The organism is Peribacillus frigoritolerans (assembly GCF_030676415.1).
GTDB lineage: Bacteria > Bacillota > Bacilli > Bacillales > DSM-1321 > Peribacillus > Peribacillus frigoritolerans_A.
Map to the genome: position 1 here is coordinate 1 of NZ_JAUUTW010000138.1, position 255 is coordinate 255.

At 54.9% G+C, this 255-nt stretch carries 1 rRNA gene; it reads right to left on the minus strand.

Annotation, left to right across the window (positions count from 1 at the left end):
• A 23S ribosomal RNA gene (locus Q8G36_RS29525) occupies window positions 1–255 on the minus strand; the annotation flags it as partial.

The following is a 255-nucleotide window of genomic DNA, read 5'->3' on the forward strand; positions in this document are numbered from 1 at the left end:
TGCGCTAACCTCTCCCCTTAACCTTCCAGCACCGGGCAGGTGTCAGCCCCTATACTTCGCCTTGCGGCTTCGCAGAGACCTGTGTTTTTGCTAAACAGTCGCCTGGGCCTATTCACTGCGGCTTTTCCGGGCTATTCACCCTAAAAAGCACCCCTTCTCCCGAAGTTACGGGGTCATTTTGCCGAGTTCCTTAACGAGAGTTCTCTCGCACACCTTAGGATTCTCTCCTCGCCTACCTGTGTCGGTTTGCGGTAC